This is a genomic window from Alcaligenes sp. 1735tsa3 (genome assembly GCF_024134565.1).
Lineage (GTDB): Bacteria > Pseudomonadota > Gammaproteobacteria > Burkholderiales > Burkholderiaceae_B > Alcaligenes > Alcaligenes phenolicus.
In genome coordinates this window covers 1,930,600-1,952,889 of record NZ_CP099862.1, presented here as the reverse complement: position 1 = coordinate 1,952,889, position 22,290 = coordinate 1,930,600, and the positions used below count along the sequence as shown (strand labels likewise).

The 22,290-nt window shown below is 54.8% G+C and carries 25 protein-coding genes; 5 read left to right on the top strand and 20 right to left on the bottom strand.

Annotation, left to right across the window (positions count from 1 at the left end):
- Positions 1-10: 10 nt before the first annotated feature.
- The 8 genes from NIZ92_RS09050 to NIZ92_RS09015 form a co-directional block, all read right to left on the bottom strand.
- Positions 11-280, bottom strand: a complete 270-nt coding sequence (locus NIZ92_RS09050; RefSeq protein WP_003800381.1) for an HPr family phosphocarrier protein — start codon at positions 278-280, stop codon at positions 11-13.
- Positions 281-315: 35 nt separating this feature from the next.
- Positions 316-723, bottom strand: a complete 408-nt coding sequence (locus tag NIZ92_RS09045) for a PTS sugar transporter subunit IIA (protein ID WP_009454402.1) — start codon at positions 721-723, stop codon at positions 316-318.
- Positions 720-1,682 (bottom strand): glutathione synthase, encoded by a 963-nt coding sequence (gene gshB, locus NIZ92_RS09040; protein WP_060185793.1) that lies wholly within the window; start codon positions 1,680-1,682, stop codon positions 720-722. The genes NIZ92_RS09045 and gshB overlap by 4 nt, the downstream gene beginning before the upstream one ends.
- Before the next feature lie 128 nt (positions 1,683-1,810).
- Positions 1,811-2,335 (bottom strand): translation initiation factor IF-3, encoded by a 525-nt coding sequence (gene infC, locus NIZ92_RS09035; RefSeq protein WP_080584954.1) that lies wholly within the window; start codon positions 2,333-2,335, stop codon positions 1,811-1,813.
- Between the two features lie 46 nt (positions 2,336-2,381).
- Positions 2,382-4,304, bottom strand: coding sequence for a threonine--tRNA ligase (gene thrS, locus NIZ92_RS09030; RefSeq protein WP_009454405.1), 1,923 nt, complete (start codon positions 4,302-4,304; stop codon positions 2,382-2,384).
- A gap of 231 nt (positions 4,305-4,535) precedes the next feature.
- Positions 4,536-4,781 carry a DUF333 domain-containing protein gene (locus tag NIZ92_RS09025; RefSeq protein WP_026482683.1) on the bottom strand — a complete coding sequence of 82 codons (246 nt, stop codon included), beginning with the start codon at positions 4,779-4,781 and terminating at the stop codon, positions 4,536-4,538.
- A gap of 591 nt (positions 4,782-5,372) precedes the next feature.
- On the bottom strand, positions 5,373-5,543 hold the full coding sequence (locus tag NIZ92_RS09020) for a hypothetical protein (RefSeq protein ID WP_021446650.1): 171 nt from the start codon (positions 5,541-5,543) through the stop codon (positions 5,373-5,375).
- 42 nt (positions 5,544-5,585) lie between these two features.
- A complete protein-coding gene (locus tag NIZ92_RS09015) occupies positions 5,586-6,524 on the bottom strand; it encodes a carbohydrate kinase family protein (protein ID WP_254003129.1) in 939 nt (312 codons plus the stop codon).
- Positions 6,525-6,783: 259 nt separating this feature from the next.
- Here NIZ92_RS09015 and NIZ92_RS09010 point away from each other — a divergent pair, with 259 nt between their 5' ends.
- Positions 6,784-7,077, top strand: a complete 294-nt coding sequence (locus tag NIZ92_RS09010; RefSeq protein WP_003800394.1) for a hypothetical protein — start codon at positions 6,784-6,786, stop codon at positions 7,075-7,077.
- 39 nt (positions 7,078-7,116) lie between these two features.
- Here the strand turns inward: NIZ92_RS09010 and NIZ92_RS09005 are convergent, their stop codons facing one another.
- The 7 genes from NIZ92_RS09005 to NIZ92_RS08975 form a co-directional block, all read right to left on the bottom strand.
- On the bottom strand, positions 7,117-7,356 hold the full coding sequence (locus tag NIZ92_RS09005; protein ID WP_026482686.1) for a DUF333 domain-containing protein: 240 nt from the start codon (positions 7,354-7,356) through the stop codon (positions 7,117-7,119).
- 45 nt (positions 7,357-7,401) lie between these two features.
- Positions 7,402-7,902 carry a WG repeat-containing protein gene (locus NIZ92_RS09000; protein WP_254003128.1) on the bottom strand — a complete coding sequence of 167 codons (501 nt, stop codon included), beginning with the start codon at positions 7,900-7,902 and terminating at the stop codon, positions 7,402-7,404.
- Positions 7,903-8,005: 103 nt separating this feature from the next.
- Entirely contained in the window at positions 8,006-8,764 is a 759-nt protein-coding gene (locus NIZ92_RS08995) for a class I SAM-dependent methyltransferase (RefSeq protein WP_083053597.1), read from the bottom strand.
- Between the two features lie 23 nt (positions 8,765-8,787).
- Complete coding sequence (locus NIZ92_RS08990) at positions 8,788-9,240, bottom strand: NfeD family protein (RefSeq protein WP_254003127.1); 453 nt, start codon at positions 9,238-9,240, stop codon at positions 8,788-8,790.
- Between the two features lie 14 nt (positions 9,241-9,254).
- On the bottom strand, positions 9,255-10,181 hold the full coding sequence (locus NIZ92_RS08985; RefSeq protein ID WP_009454414.1) for an SPFH domain-containing protein: 927 nt from the start codon (positions 10,179-10,181) through the stop codon (positions 9,255-9,257).
- Positions 10,182-10,404: 223 nt separating this feature from the next.
- The gene (locus NIZ92_RS08980) at positions 10,405-11,010 is read right to left on the bottom strand and encodes a hypothetical protein (RefSeq protein ID WP_052159134.1); all 606 of its coding nucleotides are present in this window, start codon (positions 11,008-11,010) and stop codon (positions 10,405-10,407) included.
- Between the two features lie 146 nt (positions 11,011-11,156).
- Complete coding sequence (locus NIZ92_RS08975; protein WP_254003126.1) at positions 11,157-11,951, bottom strand: hypothetical protein; 795 nt, start codon at positions 11,949-11,951, stop codon at positions 11,157-11,159.
- Between the two features lie 196 nt (positions 11,952-12,147).
- On the opposite strand from NIZ92_RS08975, the gene NIZ92_RS08970 reads away from it, so the two are divergent.
- The 4 genes from NIZ92_RS08970 to NIZ92_RS08955 all read left to right on the top strand — a co-directional run bounded on the left by NIZ92_RS08970 (position 12,148) and on the right by NIZ92_RS08955 (position 16,424).
- Entirely contained in the window at positions 12,148-12,477 is a 330-nt protein-coding gene (locus NIZ92_RS08970; RefSeq protein WP_026482692.1) for a DHCW motif cupin fold protein, read from the top strand.
- Positions 12,478-12,955: 478 nt separating this feature from the next.
- Complete coding sequence (locus tag NIZ92_RS08965) at positions 12,956-14,293, top strand: uracil-xanthine permease family protein (protein ID WP_254003125.1); 1,338 nt, start codon at positions 12,956-12,958, stop codon at positions 14,291-14,293.
- Between the two features lie 11 nt (positions 14,294-14,304).
- On the top strand, positions 14,305-15,723 hold the full coding sequence (locus tag NIZ92_RS08960) for an amidohydrolase family protein (RefSeq protein WP_254003124.1): 1,419 nt from the start codon (positions 14,305-14,307) through the stop codon (positions 15,721-15,723).
- Entirely contained in the window at positions 15,720-16,424 is a 705-nt protein-coding gene (locus tag NIZ92_RS08955; protein ID WP_247965469.1) for a sulfite exporter TauE/SafE family protein, read from the top strand. Before NIZ92_RS08960 ends, NIZ92_RS08955 begins: the two co-directional genes overlap by 4 nt.
- Here NIZ92_RS08955 and NIZ92_RS08950 read toward each other — a convergent pair.
- The 5 genes from NIZ92_RS08950 to benC all read right to left on the bottom strand — a co-directional run bounded on the left by NIZ92_RS08950 (position 16,421) and on the right by benC (position 22,282).
- Positions 16,421-17,458 (bottom strand): LacI family DNA-binding transcriptional regulator, encoded by a 1,038-nt coding sequence (locus NIZ92_RS08950; RefSeq protein WP_254003123.1) that lies wholly within the window; start codon positions 17,456-17,458, stop codon positions 16,421-16,423. The two genes, NIZ92_RS08955 and NIZ92_RS08950, sit on opposite strands and share 4 nt — an antisense overlap.
- Positions 17,459-18,299: 841 nt before the next feature.
- A complete protein-coding gene (locus tag NIZ92_RS08945) occupies positions 18,300-18,920 on the bottom strand; it encodes a LysE family translocator (protein WP_031232112.1) in 621 nt (206 codons plus the stop codon).
- Between the two features lie 114 nt (positions 18,921-19,034).
- Positions 19,035-20,369: an MFS transporter gene (locus tag NIZ92_RS08940; RefSeq protein ID WP_254003122.1), complete on the bottom strand. Its 1,335-nt coding sequence runs from the start codon at positions 20,367-20,369 to the stop codon at positions 19,035-19,037.
- 70 nt (positions 20,370-20,439) lie between these two features.
- Complete coding sequence (locus tag NIZ92_RS08935; RefSeq protein WP_035267721.1) at positions 20,440-21,210, bottom strand: 1,6-dihydroxycyclohexa-2,4-diene-1-carboxylate dehydrogenase; 771 nt, start codon at positions 21,208-21,210, stop codon at positions 20,440-20,442.
- A 64-nt stretch (positions 21,211-21,274) separates the two neighbouring features.
- A complete protein-coding gene (gene benC / locus NIZ92_RS08930) occupies positions 21,275-22,282 on the bottom strand; it encodes a benzoate 1,2-dioxygenase electron transfer component BenC (RefSeq protein WP_115633581.1) in 1,008 nt (335 codons plus the stop codon).
- Positions 22,283-22,290 lie beyond the last annotated feature (8 nt).

Sequence of the window (22,290 nt, the reverse complement as noted above, 5' to 3'; positions counted from 1 at the left end):
GATTTCTTCCTTATTCGTTTTCACCAAACTTGGCGTCAAACAACGCCTGAATATCATTGAGCGCCTGATCGGCATCGTCACCCTGGGCGTCGACAACCACAGTGACCCCCATTCCGGCGGCCAGCATCATGACACCCATAATACTTTTTGCATTCACGCGCTGAGAGCCACGCGCGATAAAAATCTCACTGCTATAACGGCCGGCCAACTGGGTAAGCTTGGCTGCTGCCCGTGCATGAAGACCTAATTTATTACTGATCGTGATGGATACGCTAGGCATAAGGGCAACTGGAAAAATGAAAGTGAAAATTCAAATTAGCAATGGCAGTCGGCGTGAACAATGCCACGCAATGCGCCTGCCATGACATCCTGAGCGAACTGCTCGGGATTGTCACGTCGCTCGGTCAAGGCTTTCAACACCATGCACATATTGGTGCCGGTCAACAAATAAGCGCCCTGCCCTTGATCTTGCAAAGCTTGCTGGACTCGACGTGCCACATTAAAGGGGGTGGCACCGTAAAGGTCACACAGTATCAGTGTGGCGGGCGAGTCCGGCGCTTGCGTTTGCAGCTGCCCCAGCAAGCGGTCTACCGCCGTATCCGTGCATTCGTCGGCCTGAATGTCAAAGACAAACAGATCGGGCTTTTCGCCCAGGACGTGCTCGGCACAGCTGGCAAACGCACTGGCCAGGGGCTCGTGCATGATCAAGGCAAGGCGAATCACGCGCGTCCCGTCGCTTTTTCGACGGCCTCGGCAAAACGCTGCGCAACATCAAAGCCAGTCTGTTCAGTAATTTCAACGAAACAGGTTGGGCTGGTCACATTGATTTCCGTGACGTAGTCACCAATCACATCCAAACCAATCAGCAGCAAGCCACGTGCGGCCAGCACAGGGCCCAGCGTACGGGCAATGTGCCAGTCGTGTTCGGACAATGGCTGGGCAACCCCGCGGCCACCTGCGGCCAGATTGCCGCGTGTCTCGCCCGCCAAGGGAATGCGAGCCAGGGCGTAAGGTACAGGTTCGCCGTCAATGATCAGGATGCGCTTGTCACCCTTGACGATTTCAGGGATGTAGCGCTGCGCCATAATGGTTTGCGTACCATTGGCTGTCAGCGTTTCCAGAATCGCACCCAGGTTGGGTTCGGGATCTTGCAGACGGAAAATACCCATGCCGCCCATGCCATCGAGCGGCTTGACGATCACATCCTTGTGTTCCTGGTGAAAGGCGCGCAAGCGGGCCATGTCACGGGTGACCAAGGTGGGTGGGGTAAATTCCGGAAATTCGGTAATAGCGAGTTTTTCAGGGTGATTGCGAATGGCCGCGCCTGAATTGAATACCTTGGCCCCCTGCTCCTGCGCAAAGCTGAGCAAGTGCGTGGAATAGGAGTATTCCATATCGAAAGGTGGGTCTTTGCGCATGATGACTGCATCAAAGACATTCAATTCCTGCTCGGTGGCAGGCTCGGGATGTGTCCACCACGAAGGCGCACGCAAATCGGCATCTGCAGCAATACTGACAGCCTGACTGCGCGTACGAACCCGACTTTGGGAAATGTACAAATCAGACTGCAAGGTCACGCTGACGCGATGACCACGCGCCAGAAATGCACGCATCATGGCAACGGAGGAATCCTTGTAAGCCGACAGGCTGGGCAAGGGATCAATGATGAATAAAACGTGCATATGACACCTAGAGAAAAACGCCTTTGCAGCCGGGCTGCAAAGGCGATTGTGCCCGACCCGCTACTTGGGAGCGAGTCGAGCGACGCATAATGCTCCTGGGCGGATCCAGGCAGTATTGTGCAAGAGTATCAGGACGCTTTCTTGCGAGGCGCCAAGACCATGACCATTTGACGGCCTTCCAGCTTGGGCATGGCTTCAACCTGACAGATTTCGCTGACTTCGTCGCGAATCCGTTCCAGTACGCGCATACCCAGTTCCTGGTGAGCCATTTCACGACCACGGAAACGCAAGGTCACTTTGACCTTGTCGCCATCATCAATAAAACGCTTCACATTACGCAGCTTGACCTGGTAGTCGCCTTCGTCCGTACCGGGACGGAATTTGACTTCCTTAATCTGAATGATTTTTTGCTTGGCCTTGGCTTCTTGTTGGCGTTTCTGTTCCTGATAGCGGAATTTGCCGTAATCCATCAAACGGCACACCGGTGGTACAGCTGCAGGGGCGATTTCCACCAGATCCACATCATGCTGTTCTGCCATTGCCAAGGCGTCAGGCACCTTGACGATACCTAGCTGCTCACCCTCGACTCCAATGAGTCGCACCTCTGGAATACGAATTTCACCATTGATGCGATGTTTTTTCTCGGTTGCGATGTCGAAAACTCCTAAAAATGTCGATAAAAACGATAGCGTTCCTGTTTTACTGACGGCTATCGATCTCTTGCTTCAATCGTGCTGAAAAATCGGCTATTGGCATGACGCCCAAGTCCACGCCACCACGCGCACGCACGGCGACTGCGCCGTTTTCACGCTCTTTTTCACCCACGACCAGAATATAGGGCACTTTTTGCATACTGTGCTCACGGATTTTACGAGTGATTTTTTCACCACGCAAATCAGAGGAGGCACGGAATCCCATTTTCTTCAGGTTTTGCGCCACGGATTGAGCATAATCGGCTGAACTTTCGGAAATGCAGCATACCACCACATGCTCTGGAGCCAACCAGGCAGGCAAGGCACCGGCGTGGTTTTCAATCAGCATGCCGATAAAGCGCTCGAAGGAACCCAAAATAGCACGATGCAACATGACAGGCACACGGCGCTGATCCTGGGCATCCACATACTCGGCACCCAAACGGGCCGGCATGGAGAAGTCCACCTGGATGGTGCCACACTGCCAATGACGACCAATGGCGTCTTTCAGCGTGTACTCAATCTTCGGACCGTAGAAAGCGCCCTCGCCTTCCGAGATCTCGAACTCGCAGCCAGTACGGCGCAAGCTTTCGATCAGGGCTTGTTCAGCCTTGTCCCAGACCGCATCGTCACCGATACGCTTTTCCGGGCGAGTAGCCACTTTGTACAGAATTTCGGTAAAGCCAAAGTCCGCGTAGACGGCTTGCAACTGAGCGGTAAAGGCAGCGCACTCGTCTTGCAGTTGGTCTTCGGTACAGAAAATGTGGCCGTCGTCTTGGGTAAAACCGCGTACGCGCATCATGCCGTGCAAGGCACCCGAGGGTTCGTTGCGATGGCACTGACCGAACTCACCGTAGCGGATAGGCAGTTCACGGTAAGAATGCAGACCGGAATTGAAGATTTGCACGTGACCGGGGCAGTTCATGGGCTTCAAGCCGTAAACACGATTCTCCGACTCAGTCGTGAACATGTTTTCAGCGTAGTTGTCCCAGTGGCCAGTTTTCTTCCACAGCGACAAATCCAGAATTTGCGGTGCTTTCACTTCCTGGTAGCCATTGTCCTGATAGACACGGCGAATGTATTGTTCGACCTGTTGCCAGATCACCCAACCTTTGGGGTGCCAGAAAATCAGACCAGGGGCCTCTTCCTGGAAGTGGAACAGATCCAGTTCACGGCCCAGTTTACGGTGGTCGCGGCGCTCGGCCTCTTCCAGCATGGTCAGATAAGCTTGTTGATCTTCCTTGGTCGCCCAGGCAGTCCCGTAAATGCGTTGCAGCATTTCGTTATTGCTATCGCCACGCCAGTAAGCCCCGGCTACTTTCATCAGCTTGAATACTTTCAGCTTGCCAGTAGATGGCACATGAGGGCCACGGCACAAGTCAATGAAATCGCCTTCGCGATACAGGCTGATCGGCTCGTTGGACGGAATGGAGGCAATGATCTCTGCCTTGTAGTCCTCGCCAATGCTCTTGAAGAACTCGACGGCGTCGTCGCGCAACCACTCTTCGCGGGTAACCACTTCGTCTTTCTTGGCCAGTTCCGCCATTTTCTTTTCAATGGCTTCCAGATCCTCGGGCGTAAAGGCACGCTTGTAGGAAAAGTCGTAATAAAAGCCGTTGTCAATCACCGGGCCGATGGTAACTTGGGCATCCGGAAACAAGCTCTTGACCGCGTAAGCCAGCAAGTGAGCGGTGGAGTGACGAATCAAATCCAGACCGTCAGCGTCTTTGGCGGTGATGATGGCCAAATTGCTGTCCTGGTCGATCACATACGAGGTGTCCACCAGACGCGACTCGGTGCCGGGCGTGCCGACACGGCCAGCCAGGGCGGCGCGGCCCAGGCCAGTACCAATCGAGTTCGCCACTTCGCTGACGGAAACCGGGCCCTGAAACTCTCGCTGGGAGCCATCGGGCAGTGTGATTCGGACCATAACACTTCCTGAAATAAAAAACGCGGCCTTGAAAAAGCCGCGCTTTTGAATTGAACGTTCTTGGAAAGCAAACGAAACGCTACGCGGCCACGGCTAGATTTGCCGACGGGTAGTTCGCGTTGAGTTCATAAGATTCTGCTTCCCAAATAACACATTTGATTGGATAAGTTTATCACCTTCGCCCGCTATCGCGGCGTTGTATCGCCACAAAAACCACATTTGGCAAAGAATTCAGTCCATCCGGGGATACCAGCTACGGTAAAAGGCCCATTCTTCGGATTCCGAACCATCTTTCATCAAGCAGGTTCCGTAGGCACCACGCCCACTTTCATGAACAATGGTTTGCCCGCCCATGCGCTGACAAAAAGTGGAAGCCAGATTGGCCTGCCCGACTGGTTTGGTGGCCGTTTGGGTGGAGCTGGCGCATGCCGACAACATCAAAGAACCTGCACAGGCAGAAACTAAGCGGAAAAACATGATTTCCTTCTCCTTGACCTGATGTTTGCTGATGCCTGACAAATCATTCGAGATGAAGACTGTCCAGGCCGCGTCTGCTGTTAGCGCAGGGTTAAAACCATCAAGCGCTGGTCGCGAAACAGATCGTGGAAGTAGCTTACTACACTTGTTTGATATGAAAAGTGTGCGAAGGCAAGCGTGCAGCAAAAGCAACACGTCAGGTAAAAGAAGCTGCTGAAATCAAGCGTAAATATCGGTGCTTTATTGCAAAGCACGACAAGGCTGGGTGTAGATCAAGAGCGATGCAGCCAAAAAGACAACAAAATAAAGCCCAAAATACCGCAGCCAGCCAGCATTAATACCATAGGTACATAATCGATCAGATTCGAGGCATTAATCATGGCGTACATCCCAAAGTCCCAACTAAAACAAGCTTGAGAGTATGGTAGCGGGCCACCTTCAGAACATGAAGTCAACGATTGTCAAGATCCGACACAGAGACAACACAAAGACTAGGATTAGGCTACACAAGCTTACTTTTGCGGCAAAAATCTTCGCAAAAGTGCATAACATGCAACAAAAGGCCAGGAAAAGACGTTTTGTGCCTGCCCCTTATCCATTGAGCATTGTAAAGATGGCGTAAACCACAGGAACAGCCAAGGGGGTAATCATTAATAAAGCCGTATCTCGTTTCCACGTCTTGGGACGGGTATAACAGAGTGTGACGCCCAGCAGGACTGTCACCAGCAGATACAAGCCAATAATAATGATAGTGGCTGCCATATCCTCTCCCCTTTGTGATTTGTTTTGCTGTGCTTTTGGTATTTACAAAGTCAGGGCTTGCGCTGCGTCTTGTCCGAACATGGGTGGAAAAGTATTGGCCGCCCACTGTCCTAATCGTGCCGCCGCTGCCTGGCTGGCCAGCTTCAAGGCTTCTGTCGGTTCCAAACCCCGTTTCCAGGCCAGGGCAAAGCTGGATAGAAAGGCATCCCCTGCCCCCACCGTTGAGCACACCGCCACCTTGCACGCAGGCTCCACATACTGCTGACCATTAAAAGCCAACACCGCCCCCTGCACACCCAAGGTGATCAACAAGGCTTGTTGAGGGTGATGCTGCAGACGCGCAGCCAGCTCGCACGCTTCCTGAAGCGATAATTCCAGCTGAATATCGGCGTCCTGAACGCCTGCCAGCATTTGGGCCTCCACCGCATTCAAACCCAGCACATCTGCGCGTGCGTAGACCTGCTTGAATCCCTGGCCTTGATGCTGCAAACACGCCACACTGGGATTTACCACCAGGCAGGCCGAGGTCTCCCTTCTTTCCGCCAAGGCCTGCGCCACGCTTTCCATAGGCTGCAAGGCCAAGGGAGCCACATAAATCAGGTCTGCTTGCAAGTCTTGAGCCTGGACACGCAGGCAGGCATTTGCCCCACGTCGTGCCAGCACCGAAGCACTGCCGGACGGCTCGACCAGGACGATGGCTTTACCGGTGGGCTGATCAGGACAGATCTGCATACTGCTGACGTCCACTCCCAACTGCTCGATATGTGAACGCAAACGCTCACCCAAGCCGTCTCGACCCAGCGCCCCCAGAAGCCGAACCGACTCGTCTTGCTCCATGAAGCTGGCTGTCGCATTAAGCGCCCCACCACCTGGATACAAGTCGATCGAGCCCACTTCCTGCTTGTCGCCACGCGCCAGCTCGGCTGGCATGCCTGAGACCACAATATCAACGGTAATACTGCGAATCGCTACAAGCTGCACCCTGAACCTCGGCCATGAAAAAAGAGAGCATGAGTCTGCTTGGAGCAGTATACCCACGGGCGCAAGCAGATAGTCTATGGTGGAAAATCAGGGCTGGGCGAGCCGTGCAAAGTCGAACAAGCGCACACATCTTTTCAGCCTGTTTGGGGGCGCAGAAGAAGCCGACTAATAGTTGATGCAACAGACATCACAAAAATCTGGCTCAAGATAAAAAGACGTGCTAAATTACTGTTCATCCATACAGCAAAAAAGAAGCATCATGTCCTATACCATCACTTTGCACGACGCTCCTTCCGATATCACCGAACGCGGCCGCCGCGAGGCTGAGGAGCGTTTTCGCCGCAGCTTAGAAAAAGTCATGCAAGGCCCGGAGGCCGTGGTCCAGGCCTATCGAGCGTGGCAGCTGGCCGAAGAAACGGCAGAGACGGAATTGTCCGGGGAAGACATTGCCCTGGCCAAAAAATGGATTGCCGCCGCCACGCGCGCCATGAGTGATGGCTTTCGTGATCTGGGCGAGTCCGAAGCCTACTTTGAGGTCCGTATCGAACGCTAATATAAAAGCCAGCAAATAGCTGGCTTTTATGATCTGGCATCAGGACTTTGCCGAAGGGTGGTCACGGCGCATCAGCTCCCACTCCTCGATCACCGTGCCATCCGGCAAGGTGCACATGCCCACTTGCCCTGTTGGTGTGTTGACGATATCCAAACGCCCGCCCTTCTCCACGCAATAAGCCGAGGCCGGATTGGCAATACCTACGGGTGGCTGTGTCGAGGCTTGATTGGCGCAAGCAGACAAGACGCCGACCAGTCCCAGGATTCCCCATTTCTTCATCGTGTTCTCCGGATAAACTCTGTACTGCAGTGTACTGTGCACGGACTAGTTTTCAGGTTGATTTTTTGGTGCTGTCAAAGGATTGGAAATATTTTCCCAGTGCTGGCAGTGAACTGAATGATGTTCACCGTGTGGAATGAGCTTGCAATCCATGCCGACCTTGGCTTTGCCATCCACAAAAGGAAAGGCAAAATCGTAACGGGCCGGAATCCAGATTTTCAATGATTGATCGTGAAAGCCCATTTTCCCTTTGGCGACGAAACGAGCCAGACCCTCTTCAAAATAATCAGGGCCGTTGTCGTAAATAAAGGGACGCAGAACTGCTTCGCCCCTTTCATTCACATAAACCCAGCCTTGTTCATCCTGTATCAGGCTTTGCCCTTGAGCGACGGGGACAAATACAGGCAGTAGCGCCAACATCAAAGCGAACAGGGTTGAAACAACCCGACGCCCGGATCCCAGTCCAGCAGCTTGCAACCCTGCAATTACCGTTGCTGTTGCTGTTGCTGTTGCTGTTGCTGTTGCTGTTGCCGCACCAGTATCCATGTACGACCCCATGCCATTGCTCATAGCGCGTACAGTTTCCACCTTAGCCACCACACTAATACGATTACTGGCACCAAGCCCAGTCCCAGTCCCAGTCCCAGTCTTACAGCTTGCGCGCTTCAAACGAAATAATTCCGTCCGTGTCCTGCGGTGTCTTGCCGTACTGATACCCGCCGGAGATAACAATCTCGCCAAAACCCACTTGCTCCAGCGCCATGCGCAGTTCCTGAACACCCCACCAACGCAGCGAGAACTGTTCCAGCTGGGTTTCCAGCAAGACACCATGCTCCCACAACTCGTAGCGATGCATTTCACGGCTTACCTGAGCGCAATAGTCCTTGTCCAAGGCGGTGGCATTGAGAGTAATAAGCCCATGCGGAGCGGCCGACCAAGTCCGCATGCCTGGATGCACACTCAAAATCGCCGCCACCGGGTCCAGATCCAGCAACAGTCGCCCACCTGACTTCAGGCTGGCATGAAAACGGCTTAGCGCGGCCATGCCTTGCTCAAACGAATCCAGAAGCTGAAAAGAGCCAGCCGGCACCACAATCGCCTCCAAGGAGCGGTCTGCTGTGAAATCCGTAAAACCGGCCAGTTGAAGCTGTGTCGTCAAAGAACGCAGTTCCAATTCACGGTGGCAATAATCCAGCATTTCCTGCGACAGATCGAAGCCGCTGATATCCAGCCCCGCCTGCAACAAGGGAATCAGAATGCGCCCTGTGCCTACTGCGGGTTCCAGAATGGGTCCGCTTGTGCCTTGCAAGCGCTCCAGGTAGTACTCCACATCCCCGAAAGAGCGTCCTACCGGCTTGTCCAGGTGATATACCAAAGAAGCCAGCTTGCCGTAGCGATTGTTCATCATTGTTCTACATCCTGCTATTTGTCTTACTCAACAGCCTGAACACGCATTTCGGCGCCTTCCACCGCCAAGACCACAACCGCAGCGCCCTGCTCCAGATTTTGGGCCGCTGTGGCACTGTAATAACTATCGTTGAGCCGAATACGTCCACGGCCGTTCACAAAGCTTTCGCTGACCTGCGCGCGAGCCCCCACATAGGCGCTCAAGCCGGTATTCACAATATCAGGCTGATTGGCCCGGCTGCGTCGTTGCCAACGTACACCAACGACCACCCACCCCAACATGGCCACGGCCAGAATCAGCCATTGCAACCAGGAGGGAGCATCCGGCCAGGCGGCGGCAAACAAGCCCACCGTCAAAGCCCCCAAACCCAGCCACAGCAGATAGACGCCAGAGATGACGACCTCGGCAGCGATCAGCACGACGCCAGACACCAGCCAGTACCAAAAGGAATCAAAAATGAATGACAAGATCAGCACCTCCAGCTATCCGCTTAGCCTTGTCCCAACTTGCTGCCGGTGGTCTTGAGCAGCTCGGTCACACCTGCCACCGCACCGGTAATGCCGCTGGCCTCCAAAGGCATCAGCACCAGCTTGCTATTGGGGCCCGTGCCCACATCACGCAAGGCTTCCACATACTTCAGGCCCACAAAGTATTGCAGGGCTTGTACATCACCGCTCTTGATGGCTTCGGACACTTCGCGGGTTGCACGGGCTTCAGCCTCGGCTTCACGCTCACGCGCTTCAGCACGCAAGATAGCGGATTGCTTTTCACCCTCCGCACGCAACACAGCCGCTTGCTTCTCCCCTTCGGCTTGCAGCACTTCGGCTTCTTTCTGGCCGCTGGCCTTGGTCACGGCAGCACGACGATGACGCTCAGCCGTCATCTGCAGGTTCATGGCTTCCTGCAACTCGGGAGCCATATTCAAATCACGGATTTCCACGCGGGTAACTTTCACCCCCCAAGGTGTCGTCGCTGCATCCACCGCTGCCAGCAGGCGATCGTTAATCACTTCGCGATTGGACAGCATGTGATCCAGTTCCATCGAACCCAGGACCGAACGCAAGTTGGTGGTGGTCAGGTTCACAATCGCCATTTCCAGGTGATCAATCTCATAGGCAGCCTGGGCAGCATTGTCGATGCGATAAAACACGACACCGTCAGCCGTCACGGCCACGTTGTCGCGGGAAATCACATTTTGCGAGGGAACATCCAGCACGGATTCCATCATTTTGAGCTTGCGGCCCACGCGGTCCATAAAAGGGACCAGCAAGGACAAGCCCGGCGTCAGGGTGCGGGTGTAGCGACCAAAGCGCTCGACCGTCCATTGCTGGCCCTGAGGCACAACTTTGACCCCAGCCATCACCACGACCACAGCCAAGAACGCCAACATCACCACAAAAGTAAAGGAGCCACTCATGTCGTCACCATCTCCAAGAACACAACAAAAAAAGCGATTCTAGCCCAGCCTTAATGACAGATCTGCTAAAGCGGATGTTTGACCGCCCTATAGCCTATCCATGCCCCATTTGACCGGGCAGGAGCTAAAGAGAAATGCGGACAAGCTAGACGAAAGGGGCGCAGCCGGAGAAAACCGTTGCGCCTTTAAGGACAGATAGAACCCGAAAAAACGAGCGGCTGACTCAATTCAAAATATCGTACAAACGGAAAATCCACAGCCCTTTATAGACTATCGTCAGCACCACCAAGGCCGCCTGATAGCGCTTGCTGGGCACCACCATAGCGATCAGGCCCATGACAATGAACACGGCTTGCTGCAAGGGGTATTCCATACCCAGCGACAAGAAATACTCTTTTCCTTTAATGGCTGTATCGACCAGGTCCATAAGCTGAATCAGCACGAAAAAGCCGTAAAGCGAGCGCCGCCGGGTCTGGAAATAATCCTCGAAACCGCGGTATTCCTCCATATTGGACGGAAACAGCAAGGACGCCATGATGGCAAACACACAGGTATACAAAATCAGGAAAAAATACAGCTGAAAGGACCAGACCTGCACTTTCACCAGACTGAACTCATACCACCAAAAATGGATAATCGTCAGGAACAGATACAGCACCCACCCCAAGTGAATGGGATAGACACGCTTGGCTTTGGGGTGTTGGATGAATTCAGAGACGCCTACGATCAGTCTGGAAATGCTGATACCCAGCACCATGCCAATGATGATGCGTACGTGGACAAAATGCTCTGGATGGATCAACTCTGGCGGCACGCGCTGTCCTTGCAAAGTGGCTAATCCTGGCACACCTTAACAGAGTCATTGCAGGGCTCCAAGCGCGTAATTTCCCGCTAAGAGCCCTGTTATTTGAGTGAATATCTTTCGTCCCTTCGTCAAAATCCATCTACTCTTTTGCCAAAGAGAGCGGTCAAGTCTTAATAACGCGGCGCAGGCGCGTATTGCCCATTGCCTTTGTCAGCAGGAAAAGGATTGGGCGACGGCACGGCAGCTTGAGCCGGAGTCACCGGGCGCACTTCGTAAAGCACCGTACCGATCACACCGATATTGCGTTTGTCACCCGCCAGAGTGTTCGCCGCGTAAGCCCGGTCCTTGCCCGAGAAGCGGAAAGCAGCCACTTCATCAGCACTTTTACGAAAGCCCTCGATACGCAAGACGGCCCCGGCCTGCAAGAGATAGCCGTTATAGCTGCGGCTGCCCGGCTTGCCCGACAAGACATCCAGACCATCTACCGTGGTGATGATTTCATAAGGCGTAGCGCTGCGATTGGTATAGACCAGGACGTAACGTTCCCCTGCTTTACCCGCCAGCTGATAGTTTTTCTGCCCGATGCTGCTGAAAATTGTCAAAGGTGCGTCGCGCCCATCATGCACAGACAATTCCACCTTGCCTTGATCCAGCAAAATGCTGCGCTGGGCATCCAGATTTTGGCCCAAAGCCTGGCGAATACTGCGTTCATCGGAATAGGCTAATTGCAGCTCATCACGCAGAGGCTCGACGCGCTGAGCCTGGACCGAATAGGCCCGTGACTCACGCCCTTCTCCCCATTGCGTACCCAAAGTCGAGGCCGTTTGTGGGGCTGCCGCTGAGACCGCCTCACGCTGTGCTGATTGTTGAGGCACACTGCTGCAAGCTGATAGCAACAAGGCAGCGGCCAGCACGCTCCACCGTCCACGGTGCCGTGCGAATAATGTTGATTGAGACAGACTCATGCGCTTCCCCTTTTTGTCAGTACAAGTGCCATGACAAGCCCCTGTTGAGCGCGAGTATTCCTGATCTCTCTGCGTTTGTGACGTCAGCAAATTTCTAAATTGAAATTGCCTGTATCAGGAGAAATCAGTAAGGCAACAAACCAAGCCTCACAAAGAGGCCTACTATAAACGTCATTCCTCCTCACGAGCCGCAAGCATGGATATTCAGAACCTACCCTTTTGCACCGTTAACTGGTCAGACATTACTCCTACAGAACACAAAGGCGAAACAGGCATGGCCCTGTGGCGCACCCAGCAATTTGGCCCCATTCGCGTACGCATGGTGGAATACAGCCCCGGCTATCTGGCCGACCACTGGTGCGTAAAGGGCCATATGTTGCTGTGTCTGGAAGGCCGGCTGGATACTGAACTGGAAGACGGCCGCCGCTTCACCCTGGAACCGGGACAGTCTTACCATGTGGCTGACAATGCCGAGCCGCACCGTTCTTCCACCCAGACGGGCGCCAAACTCTACATCGTGGATTAAAGCCTGTTACGTAAAAACACCCTTTAGATGGTCGGAACTGGCTATCTAAAGGGTAAACAATCCCTCTGTGCTGACGTTCATTTTTGTCATCTACGCCTCATAGTTTGCCCCTCCCGCTTTTTAAACCAGCGATCGCCTCACTCCCCGTAACGGTGGCCCTCGCCATGCCGCGTCCTGCATCTGCATAAGATCGCCAGGCAAGCTGCCCAATGCCCGGCTCTGCCTCTGCCTCTGCCTCTGCCTCTGCCTCTGCCTCTGCCTCTGCCTCTGCCTCTGCCTCCAACAGACTAGTTCAGCATGCAGAAATAATCCTTATTTGATTTGCGCATCGACTTTTCAGCTAAGCATAAATACACTACCAAAACGTTTTTGTTGAGCATAAAATCAAAACCAAATCGTTTTACCCATAAATTCGATAAAAACCTAAAGGACTGCAGCAGGCTCTTTAGCACCTGACAATGCAGCACAGGAGACACTGATGAAAGACAACCCCACTGCGCAAGTGGATGAGCTGTATTCCCCTCAGCGCATGATTGCCTTCGGGCTGCAACACGTACTGGTCATGGCCGCCTCCCCTATCGCCGCCGTGTTCTTAATGAGCAAGGCCCTGGGCTTTGATGCTGCCCTGACCACTCAGCTATTGAGCGCCACCTTTCTGGTCTGTGGCATAGGCACCTTGATCCAATCCTTCGGCCCAGCCGGTATAGGCGCCAAACTACCTTTTGTGATGCTGCCCGGTGGTGCGCCCATCATCCTGTTCATTCTGATCGCGCAACAAACCGATCTGCCCACCGCCTCCGGGGCGGTGATTCTGTCCGCCCTGCTGTACTTTCTGATCGTCCCCATCTTCAAACGCTTTTTGCGTTACTTCCCTTCGCTGGTCATCGGCATCATGCTCTTGCTGGTTGCCATCAACCTGGCGCAGATATCCGGCAAATTAATTGCCGGCACACCCGGCTCGGCCAATTTCGGTAATACCGACAATTTGCTGCTGGCCCTGATCACCATTGCATCTACGGTGCTGTTTGCCCGTTTGCTCAAAGGCATGTGCCGCCAGTTGGCTATCTTGCTGGGCTTGATTGTGGGTGCCTTGTCCGCTGCCTTGATGGGCGACATCAGCTTGAGCGGCGTGGGCAGTGGCCCACTGCTGGCCCTGCCATCGCCTTTCCCCTTTGGCCCGCCCAACTTTGATCTGATCGCCGCTTTGCCGCTGCTGCTGTTCACCTTGATTTCCATGGTGGAAGCCACTGGCCAGACCATTGCCTTGAATGAGGTCCTGGGCAAGGAAAACGAGGCCGAACAACAGGCACAAGTGCCCAATACGATCCGTGGCGACGGGCTGGCTTCTTTGCTGGGCGGTATTTTCGGGACCTCGCTGATCATTACCAGTGGTGAAAACATCGGCATCATTCGCGCGACCCAAGTGCGCTCCCGCTATGTCACGGCCGTCGGTGGACTGTTCCTGATTCTGTTTGGCGTGTTCTCGCCGCTCTCCGCGCTGATCAGCGTCATTCCTGCCTCTGTCATTGGCGCAACCGGGCTGGTGGTCTTTGCCATCGTCGGCACCATGGGCATAGACATGTTGCGCAAGGTAGACCTGCGCGGCCATGCCGCCATGTATGTGGTTGCCACGGCCCTGGCAGTCGGTTTGCTGCCCATCGTCGTTCCCGGCATTTACGACCAACTTCCCTCCCAAGTGCGATTGCTCTTGTCCAACGGCGTTGCTATGGGTGCTCTGACGGCGGCTGTTTTGAACTACCTATTCATTCACGTCGGCCAGCGCTCGCCCAAAACCGCCCCCCTTCAACATTCTTGATGAGCTGTGCCATGAATCACGCATCTTTATTCCAATCCCACGACCTGGCTCAGGCCCGCATTCTGGAACCCGAACACCTCTTGCTGCCGCAAGGACCTGTCAGCGGACACGCTGTCCTGATTGAAGAAGGTCGCTTCAGCGATATTGGCACGGTAGAAGAGATAGCCGCTCGTCACCCTGGACTGCCACGTCTGAGCTTGCCCGGCCATTTGCTGATGCCCGGTTTTGTCGATGCACATCATCACGTCACCCAATCATATGGAAAGTCGTTGGTATATGGCGAACCTTCGGAAATTTTCCGCCGGGTCTGGGTGCCGCTGGAAAGCACCTTGAACGCTCGCCATCTGTATGCCTCCAGCAAGCTGTCGGCACTGGAAGCCTTGCGGGGCGGGTTCACGACGGTTTGCGACGCTGGCACGCGATCGTCCGAAGATCTGGACGCGATTGTGCAAGCCACCACAGACGTAGGTATACGCTGTGTTCTGGGCCTGATCTGCAACGACAAGCACAGCGCGGTACTATTGGACGCCGAGCCTATTGTGGCTCGCGCCCAGGCCCACCTTCAGCAATGGGAGCACCATGCTTTGATCAGCCCTTCACTGGCTATCTCTATTCCCGAAGCCGCCAGTGATGCGATGTTGCATCGTATCTATTCCATGAGCGAAGAAGCGGGCCGTGTATTCCAGACCCATGCCAACGAGCATTTGGTCGCGGTGGAGCGCTCCTTGAATGCCCATGGCCGCCGCCCAATCGAGCACCTGGCTCATATTGGTGCCCTGGGTTCGGCCTCCTTGCTGGCCCATGCCACCTTGGTTACCCCCAGCGAAATCCGGCTGCTGGCTGATTTGAACGCTGCCGTTTCCTACAACCCGGTTGCCAGCGCCTGGAAAGGCAATGCCGTCGCTCCTGCCGAAGCCATGCGCGTTCAAGGCATACGTTTGGGCATGGGGACGGACGGCACTCGCAGCGATGCCTTTCGCATGATGGATTATGGCGAGGCGGCGCAACGCTTTGCCTTCGGCATGATGGTGGGCGACTCCTCTTGCGGTGCGGGTTGGACCTGGCTGGATATGGCGACCCGAGGGGGGGCCGAAGTCATAGGCCTGGGAGCTCAAACCGGGCAGATTCGGGTGGGCGCCCAAGCCGACTTCCTCGTGGTCGATCTGCAAGTGCCCGAGATGACACCCTCCTGGGATCTGCCTTGGGAACTGGTTCGGATTGCTGCTCGCGATCAGATTCGGGCTGTCGTTGTCCAAGGCAAGCTACGTCTGTGGGAAGGCCAGCCTGTGGATTGGGATCCCCTGCCCTTGCTGGAAGAAGTGCGTGAGCTGGCTCGCCATGCGGTTGCGCAATCGGATATCCGCAAGCTGCATGCCCCATCCACCGAGCACCTGGCTCGTCACGCCAAGCAAGAAAAGGCCTTGGCATGACTGTTGGTTTGCTGATTGTTTTTGCCGCCGTGCTGGCGGGTGCCTTTATTCAGGGTGCCAGCGGGATGGGTTTTGCCCTGATCGTAGTCCCGGTACTGGCTTTGGTTCATCCCGAGGCCATACCAGGAGCGCTCCTGTTCCTGATGCTGCCGCTGAACGCCTATGTTGCCTGGCGTGAACGCGGAGCGATCGACCGCAGCGGCGCGGGCTGGATCACCGTCGGACGTTTTGCGGGGACTTTTGCCGGTTTGGGGATTTTGCTGGTGCTGTCGACTTACTGGTTAAACCAGTTTGTCGGTATCAGTACCTTGCTGGCCGTGCTGGCATCGGTACTGGCTCCAAGCTTCACGCCCGGCAAGAAGGCCTTTATTGCCACAGGTCTGGTCACCGGCATCACTGAAACCGCCACCGGCATTGGTGGCCCGCCTTTGGCTCTGGTGTACCAGCACGCCCCTGTCGCCACCTTGCGCTCGACAGTCGCCTTGTGCTTTCTGGTGGGGGAAGTGATTTCGCTGGCCGTGCTGGGTATCTCCGGCGCGCTACAGTGGTCCCACCTGAGCTACGCCGTGTTGTGCCTGCCCGCATTGCTGCTGGGGATGGGCTTGAGCAGCCTCGTACATCACAAACTGGATCAACGCCGTTTGCGCATTGGCGTTCTGGTGTTTGCGACCGTCTCCGGTCTGGCCGTCATGCTGACTTAATCGTCCAGCTGTGTAGAGGCACGGGCCCGAAGCTCCGGCTTTGGGCCCAAAGCCGACAGGCGGCTCTTATCACCCGATAGATGTTCGAACAGCAGTTCTACCGCCAGGGTGGCCACTTGTTCCAGATGAAGATCCACAGCTGTCAACGCCGGTTCTGCGGTACGGGCACGCAAGCCATCGTAACGGGTGGCGATCATTACATCCTGCGGGACACGCAAACCGGCCTGCTGCACAGCCGCCAAGGCGCCCACTGCAAAGGCATCCACAGGCACACATAAGGCATCCGTATCAGGATACTGTGTTAAAAGCCGGGCGCAGGCATCAAATCCACCGGCTTCACCCAAGCTTTCCTCTACCTGCATATAGCGCACTGGCATGGCGTGCGCAGCAGCGAAATTCTCGTAGGCTTTTTTATGGCTGGCGTAAGAGTCACGTGCGGCACTGCTTTGCACCAGGGCGATACGTCGCCGTCCTTGCTCCCACAAGTGATTCAATAACAAATGCGCGGTTGCGGTCGATTGCAGATCAATAAAGGGAATGCTGTCTACGCTACCGCCTTGACGCCCAATCGACACCAAGGCCACGCCACGCTCTTGCAACAAGCGCACATTGGGATCATCCGTCATGGGCTCCAACAGAATCGCCCCATCAATATCCAGACCTTCCAGAAAGGCCTGGGCATTTTCCAAGGGCGGCACGAACACCAGAGCCAGGCCGCGCCGCATGGCCGCCTCGGCCGCAATGCCCGCCACTTCCATCATGAAGCCCAGACGCGAAACGCCACCCGACACGGCAAAAGGCATGGACGATACCAGGGCAATGCTGTTGGCCGCCCCCGAACGCAAGCGCTGCGCTCGTACATTGGGCCTATAGCCCATATCAGCCGCGATCTGTTTGACCTTGGCACGCGTTAACGGGTCCACCACCCCTCTGTCATTCAAAGCGTGTGAAACCGTAGTCAAAGACACCCCTGCCGCCTTGGCGACATCGCGGATGGTGATACGACGAGAGGGGGTAGCAGAGGAACGTGACAAGGCTGGATCAATCAGAAAAGGGAGAGAGAGGAAAATAGCATAGCGCTGGGAGCTTGTTTACGTAGAGCAAAGCAGTGAATCAGCCAAATTTAAAAACAAAGAATCTTAGCTAGAGTGTTTGGCCAAGCTCGTTCAGGAGCCATATTACAAGTTAATACCTACTCAAGGGGACACTAACATTTCGACGCCCCCTCCAGCAGACCGTTAATTATCAGTGGAGTCTCGCCATAGGCACTGCCATTGCAAACGACAGTGGCTCCTTCGGGATCGCCAGGATAAGTGACGGCGATACAGGAACAAACAGCAGGAAGCAGGGAAAAACACAAAGCAAACAAGGCCTTGATGTCATTCATTCTTTTTCCGCTCCGTATTTTTCCAAGCCACTCCATGCATTAAAATGCAATAAAACCCAATTTCAGGTAGCCCAGTGAAACTTTCCAATCCTGAGCAATTCAGAATTTGAATCTTATCAATAAACGGGCAGCTCAATCTCAAGACATATCGATCTAAAAATCATAACAATAAGGCGCCAATGAAAAAGCCGCCCATAGGGCGGCCTGGCTAGTTAACGGTCTCCGTTTTTTTTGAGGTTTTATATTGAATCGTGTTTGCTCGGAAAATCACTGGGCCAGTTCATGGGCGTGTCATTCATATCCAAACCTCCTGCTGTTTATTTAATCGAGAAAGCCTAGAACGAATTTTTATCCTAACAAAAAATTTACAAACTTCAAGCACTAAATAGCATATTCAGTGTTTACCCTGTACAAATAGAAACATCAAAAAGGCTCTCGCAAGGAGAGCCTTTTATTTTCCGACTTGCGCCCCCAGATCGGGGCTTACATCAGGAGCGTCGAGCCATGGCCAGGATCACGCCAAAACCTATCATCATGCTGCCGCTAATGCGGTTCACCCAACGCAGACCACGCGCATTTTGCATCACGCCGGACAAACGAGTGCCTACATAGGCATACGCCGCAATCGCGATCACTTCCAGCAGCAGGAAAATCACACCCTGTGTCATGAAGCTAACCCAATAGTTGTTCATATCTACAAACTGCGGGAAGAAGGCGGTGAAGATCAGAATGGCTTTAGGATTGCCGATAGCCACAAAGAACTCCTGGCGCACCAGGCCCCAGATATCTTTTTTGCTCACCTCGGTTTGCTCTGCTGATGTTTTGCTACTAGCACGCAGCACCTTGATACCCAGCCAGATCAGATACGCCGCTCCCGCAAGCTTGACCACGGTAAAGGCCGTCTCCGAAACCATCAACAAGGTTCCCATTCCCAAGGCCGCCACCACAATCATGATGGCAAAGGCGACCAGACGCCCCATGGCCGCTACCATGGCAGTCGACACCCCTTGCTTGGCCCCTACCGTCATGGACAGCAGATTATTAGGTCCGAAGGCCATATTCAGGGCAAAACAGGCGGGCAGAAACAGCAAAAGACTACTAGCGGTCATGATTCCGGCAGGCTCCATAGATAATGCCAGCCATTCAATTTGAAAGGCTGGCATTCGTCGATTGAAAACAGTGTGTATGAACTTTACTCCAGTCAGCTTTAAAATTCAGCCCTCTCAACCGGCCACGGCATTCAGCGCCACTTTGGGCGATGAACGCAAGGACACCATAAACATCAGGAAAGCCAGCATTGCCACGACACCCGGCACGGCAAAGGCCATGAAGTTCATCTGCAAGGGCAACTTGGCCGCCATTAGCGTGCCGCCCAGGAAAGGCCCGGCAATCGCACCGATCCGCCCCACTCCCGACGCCCAGCCCAAGCCCGAGGAACGCATGGACAAGGGATAGAACTGCGCCGTATTGGCGTACAGCAGGATCTGCGTGCCAATGGTGGTGGCACCGGCAATCACGATCAACACGTACAGCACCAGAGTCGGGCTCTTGAAACCTAGCAAGGTAATGGACACCGCCGACACCAGAAAGAACCAGGCCACCACTTTAGGCAAGCTGAAACGATCCCCCAGCCAACCACCCAGAATCGCACCAAACATGCCGCCCAGGTTCAAGGCCACCAGGAAGGACAAGCTGGAACCCAGGCTATAGCCCGCGTTGGCCATCAATTTTGGCAACCAGGAACCCAGTGCATAGACCATCAAGAGGCAGCAGAAAAACGCCACCCAAATCATCAAGGTGCCAAGCAAGCGCCCTTCCTTGACCAGATCCAGCATGGGCACACCCGTCTTTTTCTGCTCATGCAAGGTCAAGACGGTATCTTGGGACGCACCCATTTCAGGGGCCAAGGTGTGCACAATGCGGCGTGCTTTTTCCTCTTGCCCCTGGCGCATCAGAAACGCCAGTGACTCCGGCAGTTTCCAGACAATAAAAGGCAGCAGCAACAACGGAATGGCTGCACAGAAAAACATGGACTGCCAGCCAAAACGAGGCAGCATGTAGATGCCAATCGCTGCCGACAACAAGCCACCCAATGAATAGCCGCTGAACATGATGGCGACCAAGGTGCTACGCGAGCGCTTGGGCGAATACTCGTTCATCAAAGCCACAGCGTTGGGCATCAAGCCGCCACAGCCCAAGCCGGCCAGAAAGCGGTAGACACCAAACTCGGTCGGTGAGCTCGCAAAGCCATTCAGGAAGGTCGCCAGACTGAACAAGGCAAAGCAGATCGTCACGCCCTTTTTACGGCCAATCTTGTCTGCCAGCGGCCCAAATACAAACGCGCCAAACATCATGCCAAACAAGGCGTAGCTACCCAAGGCCCCCGCTTGCACCGGCGTCAAATTCCACTCGTCCATCAGCACCGGCAAAACCACACCGTAAATAAACAAGTCATAGCCATCGAATATCAACAACAAGGCGCACAGGCTCATCACCATCCAGTGAAAGCGCCCGAAGCGCGCCTGCTCAATCACTTCATTAACGTCTAATGTTTTCATGATTTGTCTCCCCCAAATGGAGTTTTTTGTCTTGATGCCCTTCGCTCTACCAGCCGCGCGCATCGTTTGATCAGCCCTGGTCGCCGCCTCCTACTGGCAAGACAGTGCCGGTGATATACGAAGCCTCGTCGGAGGCCAAAAACAAAATGCTGGCGGCCTGTTCATCCAGGCTGCCGTAACGCTTCATCAAACTACTAGCCACGGTCTGATCCACAATCTGCTGATACCAGATCGCTTCCTGGGGATCGTCCTGGTTCTGGGTATTGCGGGGAATACGCCGTGGCGGAGCCTCGGTCCCGCCAGGCGAGACAGCATTGACCCGAATGCCGCGCTGGGCATTCTCAAAAGCCAATGAGGCGGTCAAGGCATTGACGCCCCCTTTAGCCGCTGCATACGGCACGCGGTTAATGCTGCGAGTGGCAATCGAGGACACGTTCACAATGGCACCACTACCCTGCTCCTGCATGCTGGGTAAAACGGCATGACAGGACCACAGGGTTGGAAACAGGGAACGGCGTATCTCGGCCTCGATCTGTGCCGGTGTGTAGTGCTCGTAAGGGCGCGTCCAGATCGTTCCCCCGACGTTATTGATCAAAATATCAATACGTCCCCATTTATCCAGCGCCGCCTGGGCCGCAGCCTGAGCACCTTCAACGGTTTCCAGATCCACTTCCAGTGTCAGGACCGCCTCGCTGGCCAGTTCCCGCACCAGCTCGGATCGGTCTACGGCCAGTACCCAGGCTCCTTCAGCCTGCAAGCGCTCGGCAACACGACGGCCAATGCCTTGGGCCGCGCCCGTCACAATGGCCACTTTTTGATGAAAACGCACAGGCGCAGTCATGATCTTTCCTTGTAGGAGTCATCCAACACAGGGCGCCCCGCAAAGGGGCGCTGTCTGAATACATTTATTGGCTGGTAATGAATTTTTCGTAATAGAAATTCGCGGGAGCATGGGCTTGCGCATCAATGAACTGGCTGACGGCATCCACCATGGGTGGCGGCCCGCACAGGTACACATCCACCTGCCCTTCATGCCAATGCGCCGGATCCAGATGCTGGGTCACGTAGCCTTTGCGCTCATGGCTGGATTGCGGGTCCACCACGCAGGTGGTGTAGCTAAAGCCGGGCAAACGCTGAGTAAAGGACTCCAACTCTGCCAACATCACCAGATCCTGATCACGGGTGACGCCATAGACCAGATGCACAGGCTGCGTACAGCCTTGCTTGACCAGGACTTCCAGCATGGACAAGAACGGAGCCAGACCTGTACCACCGGCCAGGAACAGCAAGGGGCGCGTCACCTGCCGCAGATAAAAGCTCCCCAAAGGCCCCGTCATTTCCACCTGCTGACCGAGCGGCTGCGCCGCCAGCCAAGAGCTCATCAGACCGCCCGGAACCTGCTTGATCAAGAAGCTCAAGCGCGACTCGCCCGGCGCAGAGCTGAAGGAATAGGAGCGATGCGCCTGTCCGCCGGGCACCGTAATATTCACGTACTGCCCAGGCAGAAAAGGCAAAGCTTCATCGGCCGCATCAATCTTCAGCTCGTACGCCGCATCCTCATACTGACGGCATTCCGAGACTTGCCCCTGCCACTTGGCCACGGCCGTCTTGCACACGCCCGATGAAATCGGCACAGCAATCACGCAGTCAGACTTGGGGATCATCTGGCAGGTCAGAACCAAACCCTTGTCCGCTTCCTCTTGCGTCAGGGCATCCTCGATATAGTCATCGCCCTGCTCATACTGACCACTTTCAGCCTGACATTTACAGGTGCCGCACACCCCGTCCGAGCAATCCATAGGCAGATTGATCTGATGGCGATAAGCGGCATCCAGCACTTTTTCGTGTTCCCCACAATCCACGAAACGGGTGACACCGTCCTCAAAATTCAGCGCAATACGATAGCTGTTCACGACTAACC

What these genes read in the sequence shown, in the direction of transcription:
- NIZ92_RS09050 (WP_003800381.1), bottom strand. Translation starts at nt 280, where the DNA reads ATGCCTAGCGTATCCATCACGATCAGTAATAAATTAGGTCTTCATGCA.
- gshB (WP_060185793.1), bottom strand. Translation starts at nt 1,682, where the DNA reads ATGCACGTTTTATTCATCATTGATCCCTTGCCCAGCCTGTCGGCTTAC.
- thrS (WP_009454405.1), bottom strand. Translation starts at nt 4,304, where the DNA reads ATGGTCCGAATCACACTGCCCGATGGCTCCCAGCGAGAGTTTCAGGGC.
- NIZ92_RS09025 (WP_026482683.1), bottom strand. Translation starts at nt 4,781, where the DNA reads ATGTTTTTCCGCTTAGTTTCTGCCTGTGCAGGTTCTTTGATGTTGTCG.
- NIZ92_RS09020 (WP_021446650.1), bottom strand. Translation starts at nt 5,543, where the DNA reads ATGGCAGCCACTATCATTATTATTGGCTTGTATCTGCTGGTGACAGTC.
- NIZ92_RS09010 (WP_003800394.1), top strand. Translation starts at nt 6,784, where the DNA reads ATGTCCTATACCATCACTTTGCACGACGCTCCTTCCGATATCACCGAA.
- NIZ92_RS09005 (WP_026482686.1), bottom strand. Translation starts at nt 7,356, where the DNA reads ATGAAGAAATGGGGAATCCTGGGACTGGTCGGCGTCTTGTCTGCTTGC.
- NIZ92_RS09000 (WP_254003128.1), bottom strand. Translation starts at nt 7,902, where the DNA reads ATGGATACTGGTGCGGCAACAGCAACAGCAACAGCAACAGCAACAGCA.
- NIZ92_RS08995 (WP_083053597.1), bottom strand. Translation starts at nt 8,764, where the DNA reads ATGATGAACAATCGCTACGGCAAGCTGGCTTCTTTGGTATATCACCTG.
- NIZ92_RS08985 (WP_009454414.1), bottom strand. Translation starts at nt 10,181, where the DNA reads ATGAGTGGCTCCTTTACTTTTGTGGTGATGTTGGCGTTCTTGGCTGTG.
- NIZ92_RS08975 (WP_254003126.1), bottom strand. Translation starts at nt 11,951, where the DNA reads ATGAGTCTGTCTCAATCAACATTATTCGCACGGCACCGTGGACGGTGG.
- NIZ92_RS08970 (WP_026482692.1), top strand. Translation starts at nt 12,148, where the DNA reads ATGGATATTCAGAACCTACCCTTTTGCACCGTTAACTGGTCAGACATT.
- NIZ92_RS08965 (WP_254003125.1), top strand. Translation starts at nt 12,956, where the DNA reads ATGAAAGACAACCCCACTGCGCAAGTGGATGAGCTGTATTCCCCTCAG.
- NIZ92_RS08960 (WP_254003124.1), top strand. Translation starts at nt 14,305, where the DNA reads ATGAATCACGCATCTTTATTCCAATCCCACGACCTGGCTCAGGCCCGC.
- NIZ92_RS08955 (WP_247965469.1), top strand. Translation starts at nt 15,720, where the DNA reads ATGACTGTTGGTTTGCTGATTGTTTTTGCCGCCGTGCTGGCGGGTGCC.
- NIZ92_RS08945 (WP_031232112.1), bottom strand. Translation starts at nt 18,920, where the DNA reads ATGACCGCTAGTAGTCTTTTGCTGTTTCTGCCCGCCTGTTTTGCCCTG.
- NIZ92_RS08940 (WP_254003122.1), bottom strand. Translation starts at nt 20,369, where the DNA reads ATGAAAACATTAGACGTTAATGAAGTGATTGAGCAGGCGCGCTTCGGG.
- NIZ92_RS08935 (WP_035267721.1), bottom strand. Translation starts at nt 21,210, where the DNA reads ATGACTGCGCCTGTGCGTTTTCATCAAAAAGTGGCCATTGTGACGGGC.